Consider the following 8,503-nt stretch of genomic DNA (forward strand, 5'->3'; position numbering starts at 1 on the left):
TAGTCCTTAACTCCTCCGGAGATTTTTTTTTGTAGCCATTTTATATGTTTTTTAGGGTTTAATAAAAACAAAATTACTAAAACGGTGAATGGGAAAAGCTACCGGAGGTTTAGTTCAACATGGTATTGGCAAAATGCGGGGTTAAATGCAAGTTGAAAGAGTTGTAATTTTAATCCGCTTATGCTTTTCAATTCCACATTTTTTTGTAATTTAGTTTCATTGAAAAAGCATTCGCTACGTTTGTGAATTCTTGAACGTTTAGTTCTTCGAAATCCCGCACTTCGCCAATACTTTTCCCGTTAGCTGCAACCCATAAAGAGACGACAACAAAACAAGAATGAGACTGATAAATACTAAAAATCAACTTATCAAGAACATTGACACCTTAGAAGGATATTTAACCGAAGGTGACGACTATGCAGAAAATGAAGCAAAGTCATTAGTTAAACGTGGGACTTGTTTTGTGGCGTATATAATTGACAGAGAACTGCGATTTGCACCAAGTAGGTTTATTGGTTACATAGACAACAAACTTGACAAACATTCGGCTTCAGACGAAAAAGACGGCAGAGAAACCAACAAAGCAATCATTAAAATTTTAGAAGCAAAGCCCCTACCTAACGACAAGTTAAATGAGAAGTATTTGGAGTATTGTAACCGACTTGGCATCCAACCAAGCGAAAAAGGCTCATTTGGTGCTCCAAGAAAATTTTGGCAATTAGAAATTGACCAGGACTTTGAAGACAATGAAGACCTGACAGGCGAATTCCCAGAAGGCAAAATTGTTGAAAGGACACATAAAGCGAGAGAGAGAAATAGCCAAGTAATTTCCCTTGCAAAAGAGAAGTTTAAGAAACTAAACGGGCGACTATTTTGCCAAGTTTGTGGATTTGACTTTGAAAAAACATACGGACAGATTGGCAAAGACTTCATTGAAGGACACCACACAATTGCAGTAAGTGAAATGTCAAGTGACCATAAAACCAAAGTTGAAGACATTGCAATGTTGTGTGCTAATTGCCACAGAATGGTTCATAAAAAAAGACCTTGGCTGACAATGAAAGATTTAGACAAACTAATAAAGACGAAGAAGAATGGCAGCAGCTAACAGGCGTTTGGCTCAATGGCGGGTGAAGTGGTTAATTGAACATTCTACCTCGCATCAACTTTTGTGGTGTGTTGACAGTTTTGTGCTCCGAAATCCGCCACTGCGCCAAGCGCCAAAACGTTATGCCTCACCCTATTAGACGACATTTGAACAAGATAAAATGACTGATATAAAAACAAAATATTTATTCTTTACTGGAAAAGGCGGAGTTGGAAAAACATCTCTTGCTTGTGCGACAGCAGTGGAAATGGCCGATGCAGGAAAAGTAGTTCTACTCGTGAGCACCGACCCAGCCTCCAACTTAAAAGACGTATTAGAAAGCCAAGTTGACGAACAGATAAAACCAGTAAAAGGTACTGACCGACTATTTGCTATTAATATCAACCCTGAAAATTCAGCTGAAGAATATCGAAATAGAGTCACACAACCCTTAGAAGGAATTGCATCAAAAGCTGAAATTAAAAAAATCAGGGAAGACCTTTCAGGAGCATGTACTACTGAAATTGCATCGTTTGATGAGTTTTCCCGTTTTGTTTCGGGTGAAACCGAAGGAACAAAATTTGATGTGATTATTTTCGACACCGCACCGACAGGTCACACCTTGCGACTGCTTGAACTACCCGCTGCTTGGTCAAGTTTCACAGATGAAAATCCTGAGGGCGCTTCCTGCCTTGGACCTACTTCCGCCCTCAAAAGTGGTAAAGAAAGATATCACACCGTGGTAAACAGACTAAGAGATGCTTCATTGACTAGTTTTTATATCGTAGCCAGAGCAGATAAGGCTTCATTAAAAGAAGCATCGAGAACGAGCAATGAATTGAAAGAACTAGGAATGAGCAATCAACTATTGTACATCAATGGTGTTTTCAAAGCAATAGACAAAAATGACTTGCTTGCTCAAAAAATTGAAGCGATAGGCAATGAGCAACTCAATTCTATTCCAGACAATTTGAAGACCTTGCCATTAAAGACTTTTCCGCTTTTGCCTTACAATGTTTTGGGAATTTTAAAACTACGTTCACTATTTAACTCAGAACTTCAGAAATCCATTTCAGAAAATAATCTACTGAAATCAGAAACACACATTCAGGTATTAAAGGGAATAGACCAACTCGTTGATGAACTTTCCGCAAATCAACAATATGGACTTATTATGACAATGGGCAAAGGTGGCGTAGGCAAAACTATTGCCGCTTCTGCTATTGCTGTTTTATTGGCAAAAAAAGGCTTTGAAGTACTTTTAACAACCACTGACCCTGCTGCACATATTCAAGATTTTATTGAACAGTTGGGTGAGCTGCCTTCAACATTAACTGTGGAACGCATTGACCCCAAAGTAGAAACACAACGGTACACAGAAAAAATATTGGAACATAAAGGACAAGGACAGTCTGAAGATGCTAAAAAACTAATCCTAGAAGATTTAAAATCGCCCTGCACAGAAGAAGTTGCTGTTTTTCACGCCTTCTCTAAAGCCATTAGTATGGCAAAAAGAAAATTTGTTGTAATGGACACAGCCCCTACTGGTCATACTCTTTTGTTATTAGACACGGCTGGTAGCTATCACCGCGACATTATGAGAAACAATATTAATGCAGGTCGACTACGAACTCCGTATATGTCGTTGCAAGACCAGACATTATCAAAAATAATTTTAGTTTCCTTGCCAGAAACAACGCCAATGCGTGAAGCAGGAGACTTACAAAACGATTTAAAAAGAGCGAGTATTAAACCTTACGCTTGGTTAATAAACCAAAGTCTTTCAATGCTTTCAGGAATTAGTGACCCTTTACTTAAAAGTCGTGCAAATGCTGAAATAGAAGTAATCAAAACAATAAAAACAGAATATGCTGACAGGACTTTTGGGATTCCATTTATTGCAGAAAAAAAATTACTTCCAGCATTGATAGACGAACATTTAAACAAAGTAATAATTTGACATGCTGAAAGAAGGGCGAAGGCATAACACACGTTTGGCCTCATGCGGGGTGACGTGCTTACATTCAAGTTCAGTTTTTCAATTGGGCTTTAGTGCTGAGCTGACAGTTTTGTGCCCTGAAATCCCGCACGAAGCCAAGCGTGGGAACGTTATATGCAACCCTACCAGACCTACAGTGCAATAATTTGACAATAGAAAAAGACGAAATTGAAATTAACGAGTAACATAGACAAATTTGGGACGGCAGGACTTTTCTTGACCGCAATATTTTCACCTTGCTGCTTTCCACTCTTTGCATTTGTAGCTTCTGCACTTGGACTTGGAAGTTTTGAACTTTTCGGTGGGTGGACAATGTGGATTTTTCAAGCAATGGTTTTAATATCAGTTGGCGGACTTTACATTTCATACCGCAGACACCGTTGTATGTATCCATTATTGACGGCTATTCCGAGCGGACTTTTAATTTTTTACGCTTATCACTTTAACGACAGCGATTACTGGACATATTTTCTTTACGCAGGTATGTTCGGACTTCTCATAGCGACAATTTGGAATTACAGACGAAATAAAATGCACGGCACTTGTGACACTTGCACAACCTACAGCGGCAAGACAGTTGAAACGCAATCAATATTGACCTGCCCGAACTGCGGACACAAGAAAACTGAAATTATGCCGACAAATGCTTGTGTATATTTTTACGAATGTGAACAATTTAAAACAAGACTTAAACCATTGAAGGGCGACTGTTGTGTTTATTGTAGTTATGGGACAGTAAAATGTCCACCTATTCAAGTAGGAGAAAATTGTTGTTAATGGGCACGAAAAAAAGAAGGGCTGCATATAACACGGGTTTTGCGTCAGGCGGGGTGACGTGCAAACTTGGAGCTTTATGCTTCTAATGAACTTTAGTAATAAATTGAAACTTTGTGCTCCTAAACCCGCCCGAACGCAAAGCCCGAAAACGTTATATGCCACTTTATGACGACAGAACAACACGACATAAAAACTAATATCAAAATCGGACAACAGATTTTTGAGAACTTGCCTAACGACATCAGACCGGGTTGGGCAAGACTTGTTTTATCTCGTTTTGACAATTACATAAAAGATATTCCGACTTCTATAATTGAGCTCTATCCAATCATTGACAACAAAGACCGTTGGGAAGAAGCACACGAACAGTTTAGTAAAATCAGAGTGTTTGGACTTGAAAACAAAAGCTATAAACCCGAAGACTATTTGAGACTTGCGGAACTTGTTGCAAAAGTTACTTACAACGCTTCGGGACAACCAGCACCCTTTGACAGCGACAGCGGACATTATATTGCAAGTTTGGCTCTTAAAGCAACTGAACATTTTGACGACAATAGACTTGAAGAAGAAGTAAAATCTGCAATTCTGCTTTTCAACCGTAATAAAAAAATCAAAGACAATCTAACAGCAGCCAAAGACTTTCTGCTGTATAAAAAAATTGACGACATACTTTGGTTTGATTGGGACCCAATTGGAGTAAACGACATTGCACCAAGAGACGAATACCAAAGTTATGTTCCTGAAATCTTCGGACTTGTAAAAGCAAAAGCAGACAAACAAGAAATTGCAAACAGACTTCACAAACTTGAAACCGAAAATATGGGAATGGGTGGAACAATTGAAAACTGTTTAACTATTGCCGACAAAATATTGAAAGCACAATGAAGCAAACAGATGAAATAACAATTAAGCTTGGCAAGGATGAAGCTCTTGTGCTTTTTGAATTTCTTTCACGAATAAACGATAAAGATTCAAAAGAAATATTTGAAGACCAAGCTGAACAAAAAACTTTATGGATTTTGGAAGGACAATTAGAAAAACAATTAGTTGAGCCTTTCAAACCTGATTACAAAGACATAATTAAGGAAGCAAGAAACAAAATACGTGACGAAGAATGACAAGAAAAGCGGCATATAACACGGGTTTTGCGTCAGGCGGGCTGACGTGCAAACTTGGAGCTTTGTGCTTCTATTCGAGTTCAGTGCTTATTGACAGTTTTGTACTCCGAAGCCCGCCCGAACGCAAAGCCCGAAACCGTTGAGTGCAATTATAAAAAACGACAGGTTTATCTAAAATGGATATTATGAAACTAAACAACTTAACTAAACTAAAGGACAACAGAACAAACTGTTATTCTTTAATCTTCGAAATGACCATCAAAGATTATTTGAATCTTGTTGAAGAAATTTATAAAGATAAAGGCGGACTCAAAGAACAACGAGAGCCGCTTAAATCGAGCTCAGCGATGAGAATTCGTAAACAAATGGTTAAGGATATAAAAGCAGGAACTGTCTTGCCACCAATTGTTTTAGGACTTATTGTTCCGGAAAAGGAATTTGATGTAATTCCAGAAAAAGAAAATCAACAATTCGCAGAACTGATAAGTGATGTTAAAAACGGAAATCTAACCATCATTGATGGAATGCAGAGAACTACTGCCTTGACAGAAGCGATTGAAGAAGGAGCATCATCTGACACTCAAATAAGAGTGGAATTTTGGATATCGATAAAACTCAATAGTCTGATTTATAGAATGCTAGTTTTGAACACGGGACAAGTGCCTTGGAATTTAAGGAGACAGGTTGAAACCGTTTTCAGCACTATGATTAACGAGATGAAAACTGCAATTCCTGAAATGGAAGTTTATAAAGTAGACGATGGAAACAGAAGAACTCAAGGCGGACAATATCACGCTAATGATTTAATTGAACTATATCTTGCCTTTGGTGGTAGAAAAGAAAAAGTCGACACCAAGGAACGGTTAGCAGATGAATTTACACGATTGGATTTTATTGAAGCAACAGAAAACAAGGACTTTGCTGACATCTTCTATAAAAGCTTAAGAACCTTAGCTATTGTTGATATTGAATTTAGCAAATATCAAGCCCCAGAGAATGAGAATAGATTTAGTAACGGAAAAGATCTATTTAAAAGTCAACCAGCTAGAGTTGGTTTTATTACTGCTATTTCGAAAAAAATTTACGGGCGACCAGGGATTGAAAAATCCGAAGGTGAAATTCTTAAGAGTATTGAAAAGGTAGAAGAAACATCATCATCACTTATCGAAAGATTAAGTAAGATGAACAACGATGAGCTTGGAGATTTTCTTTCTCTCGGTACATTGAGTGAGAAGCTATCAGTAAAGTCATCTAGAGTTGGTGACTTTGAGCGGGAGTTTTTCACTAAGGCGTTTGATACATTACTAGATGTTGGCACTGATGTACCCAATATGGAAGTTTGTTGGCAATCATATTAATTCAACTTTATGAGAAATATGATTGATGTTAACAAAAGGGCATTTTCTCTTCTTATCGAGCAATTTCTTCAACTTAATAAAAAAGATGTTGAAGAAGGGACAAGATTTATTTCAACAAACGATGAAGAGAAGGAATGGATAAAATCAGCGAAAATCAATGACTTTGTTTACATAACGCCAACACTACGTATCATTCAAATTCAATTTGAAGGTACTTCGCAGTGATTGGCAGCCAGTTAGACACCACATTACTAGATGTTTCTGTATTAAAGGAGTTGGACCTTAATGCCGGAGTTATTTCAATTCTTCTTTCAGAAGGCTTAATAAAGCTTGATAAAAAGTCAAACAATCTTGAATTTTATGATAATATATTATTTCAGCATCAAGAAAGTGGATATAAAGGCCACAACTTTACAGATTTAATTGCTTACCTAGAAGATATTTACTTTTTCGAAGTGCCAGAATACTCAATAGTTAAGTCGGATTGGACAAGCAGGGTAGCCTGTTACATATATTCGAAAAACTCGTCACAACTAATTCTTGATTTCGAGGAAAATGTAACAGATTTCATTTCTGAACTATCATTAGTTGGATCAGATAATATTTCGTACAAAATTGTTCTGAGTTGCTTGTTTTCAAATACATATAAACACGCATTTTTAGAACTATATCGACTTATTGAAAGACTATTCCCTATAAGTTACTTGAAGGAATTTCATAGTGTAACAGATACTAAATTGAAATTTTTAGATTTCGTGACAGAATTAGAAACTATAACCAAATGGCGTCCAAGAGAAGATGAAGCAATTGAAAAAATATTCATCAATTCAAAGGCTTCTACACGGAACTACTTCAAAGCATTTCATAGTACTTCTGCATCACTTCAAAGCCAAAATGATTACACATTTTTCTATAGTTTAAGAAATTCAATAGTTCATTTCAGGGCAAATCATTTGGAACTAGAATTAACAAATAAACAATGGAATCTACTTTTGAATGCCACATTATTTCTAATTGACGAACAGTATAGTGCCAATAATGAAATGCTAAAATAGAATAACTGCACTCAACATCACCTATACGCAAGCAGGGGTTTTGTGCTTCGTAGGACAGGTACTTAATGAAATTAAAGTTCAGTTCTTCGTAGGGAAGTGCAGTGGTAAAAATCCCTGCCTGCGTATAGCTGAGAAACGTTATCTGCTATGTTATCGGAGCGTTCCCAAAAACAAAGAAAACACAAAATTTGAATGTTTAATTAAAAAATAAATTATTATGTCTTTAAATTGGTATCAGTGTAAGAAATGTGAAACATTAGTGAAAAAAGATTCTTCACCAAGTAGCCTTGGTTGTCCAAAAGGTTCAATGCACGATTGGAAAAAATTAGGCGAAGTTGGCGATAAAGATTATTTATGTAAAAAATGTGGGACTCATATTCAAACAAAATCAAGTCCAAGTAGTTTGGGCTGTCCTCAAGGTTCAATGCACGATTGGAAAAAGTTGTAAAAATGAATTACACAATAAATATCTATGAAACCGACAGTGAAAATACGGCTCGGTTTATTTTAGGCAACAAACTAGAAAAACCACTTTTCGTTGTTGGTTTAAATCCAAGCACAGCAAATGAAAAAGTTCCTGACCCAACAATCAGGAAAGTAATGGGTTTTGCGGAAAGAAAGGGATTTGATAGTTTTGTAATGCTAAATCTTTATCCACAAAGAGCAACGAATCCAAATGATTTGCATCAAGATATTGACAACAACTTACTTTCCGAAAATTTAAAATATATTTCAAATCTTTTAGAGAATGAGCAGGAATTTGTAATGTTGGCAAGTTGGAGTGAAAAAGTCAAATTGAGAAAATATTTTGGGGAATGTATTAAATCAATCCATTCTATTACAAAAAAGCCAAATGTTTCTTGGGTAAAACTTGGAGAATTAACAAAAAGAGGACATCCAAGACATCCACTATATTCAAGATATAATTTAGAATTTACGGATTTTGATTTTGACAATTATATATCAAAACTTTAAGAAAACACAGCAGATAATAACTAAGCTTTCGTCTTGTCCGCAGGACACAAGATGAAAGCCTGTTGAACGGAACCTTCGGGAGCTTTTTTGGCAGTCTATGGAGTTATCGTTTTTAGAATTTAGATACACAAAGC

Annotated in this window: 10 protein-coding genes and 1 pseudogene; all 11 read left to right on the top strand. The window is 36.6% G+C overall.

What is annotated here, in order from left to right:
• Window positions 1-337 precede the first annotated feature (337 nt).
• The 11 genes and pseudogenes from DQ356_RS10935 to DQ356_RS10985 all read left to right on the top strand — a co-directional run bounded on the left by DQ356_RS10935 (window position 338) and on the right by DQ356_RS10985 (window position 8,369).
• Complete coding sequence (locus DQ356_RS10935; protein ID WP_114304541.1) at window positions 338-1,108, top strand: HNH endonuclease; 771 nt, start codon at window positions 338-340, stop codon at window positions 1,106-1,108.
• Window positions 1,109-1,268: 160 nt separating this feature from the next.
• The gene (arsA, locus tag DQ356_RS10940; protein WP_114304542.1) at window positions 1,269-3,047 is read left to right on the top strand and encodes an arsenical pump-driving ATPase; all 1,779 of its coding nucleotides are present in this window, start codon (window positions 1,269-1,271) and stop codon (window positions 3,045-3,047) included.
• Between the two features lie 207 nt (window positions 3,048-3,254).
• Window positions 3,255-3,596: pseudogene (locus DQ356_RS11365) on the top strand (MerC domain-containing protein); the annotation flags it as partial.
• Between the two features lie 21 nt (window positions 3,597-3,617).
• Window positions 3,618-3,863, top strand: coding sequence for a GDCCVxC domain-containing (seleno)protein (locus DQ356_RS11370; protein WP_228420716.1), 246 nt, complete (start codon window positions 3,618-3,620; stop codon window positions 3,861-3,863).
• A gap of 165 nt (window positions 3,864-4,028) precedes the next feature.
• Window positions 4,029-4,748: a hypothetical protein gene (locus DQ356_RS10955; RefSeq protein WP_114304545.1), complete on the top strand. Its 720-nt coding sequence runs from the start codon at window positions 4,029-4,031 to the stop codon at window positions 4,746-4,748.
• Window positions 4,745-4,981, top strand: coding sequence for a hypothetical protein (locus DQ356_RS10960; RefSeq protein ID WP_114304546.1), 237 nt, complete (start codon window positions 4,745-4,747; stop codon window positions 4,979-4,981). Before DQ356_RS10955 ends, DQ356_RS10960 begins: the two co-directional genes overlap by 4 nt.
• 251 nt (window positions 4,982-5,232) lie before the next feature.
• Window positions 5,233-6,339, top strand: coding sequence for a hypothetical protein (locus tag DQ356_RS10965; protein WP_147267620.1), 1,107 nt, complete (start codon window positions 5,233-5,235; stop codon window positions 6,337-6,339).
• A gap of 9 nt (window positions 6,340-6,348) precedes the next feature.
• The gene (locus DQ356_RS10970) at window positions 6,349-6,564 is read left to right on the top strand and encodes a hypothetical protein (RefSeq protein WP_114304548.1); all 216 of its coding nucleotides are present in this window, start codon (window positions 6,349-6,351) and stop codon (window positions 6,562-6,564) included.
• Window positions 6,561-7,394, top strand: coding sequence for a hypothetical protein (locus tag DQ356_RS10975; RefSeq protein ID WP_114304549.1), 834 nt, complete (start codon window positions 6,561-6,563; stop codon window positions 7,392-7,394). Before DQ356_RS10970 ends, DQ356_RS10975 begins: the two co-directional genes overlap by 4 nt.
• A 217-nt stretch (window positions 7,395-7,611) precedes the next feature.
• Window positions 7,612-7,842: a hypothetical protein gene (locus DQ356_RS10980; RefSeq protein ID WP_114304550.1), complete on the top strand. Its 231-nt coding sequence runs from the start codon at window positions 7,612-7,614 to the stop codon at window positions 7,840-7,842.
• A gap of 2 nt (window positions 7,843-7,844) precedes the next feature.
• On the top strand, window positions 7,845-8,369 hold the full coding sequence (locus tag DQ356_RS10985) for a DUF1643 domain-containing protein (protein WP_114304551.1): 525 nt from the start codon (window positions 7,845-7,847) through the stop codon (window positions 8,367-8,369).
• Window positions 8,370-8,503: the final 134 nt, after the last annotated feature.

It is taken from the genome of Chryseobacterium lacus (genome assembly GCF_003336205.1).
In the GTDB taxonomy this organism is placed as follows: domain Bacteria; phylum Bacteroidota; class Bacteroidia; order Flavobacteriales; family Weeksellaceae; genus Chryseobacterium_A; species Chryseobacterium_A lacus.

Excerpts from the sequence above, each read along its gene's own strand:
- DQ356_RS10935 (WP_114304541.1), top strand. The coding sequence starts at position 338 with ATGAGACTGATAAATACTAAAAATCAACTTATCAAGAACATTGACACC.
- arsA (WP_114304542.1), top strand. The coding sequence starts at position 1,269 with ATGACTGATATAAAAACAAAATATTTATTCTTTACTGGAAAAGGCGGA.
- DQ356_RS11370 (WP_228420716.1), top strand. The coding sequence starts at position 3,618 with ATGCACGGCACTTGTGACACTTGCACAACCTACAGCGGCAAGACAGTT.
- DQ356_RS10955 (WP_114304545.1), top strand. The coding sequence starts at position 4,029 with ATGACGACAGAACAACACGACATAAAAACTAATATCAAAATCGGACAA.
- DQ356_RS10960 (WP_114304546.1), top strand. The coding sequence starts at position 4,745 with ATGAAGCAAACAGATGAAATAACAATTAAGCTTGGCAAGGATGAAGCT.
- DQ356_RS10965 (WP_147267620.1), top strand. The coding sequence starts at position 5,233 with ATGACCATCAAAGATTATTTGAATCTTGTTGAAGAAATTTATAAAGAT.
- DQ356_RS10970 (WP_114304548.1), top strand. The coding sequence starts at position 6,349 with ATGAGAAATATGATTGATGTTAACAAAAGGGCATTTTCTCTTCTTATC.
- DQ356_RS10980 (WP_114304550.1), top strand. The coding sequence starts at position 7,612 with ATGTCTTTAAATTGGTATCAGTGTAAGAAATGTGAAACATTAGTGAAA.
- DQ356_RS10985 (WP_114304551.1), top strand. The coding sequence starts at position 7,845 with ATGAATTACACAATAAATATCTATGAAACCGACAGTGAAAATACGGCT.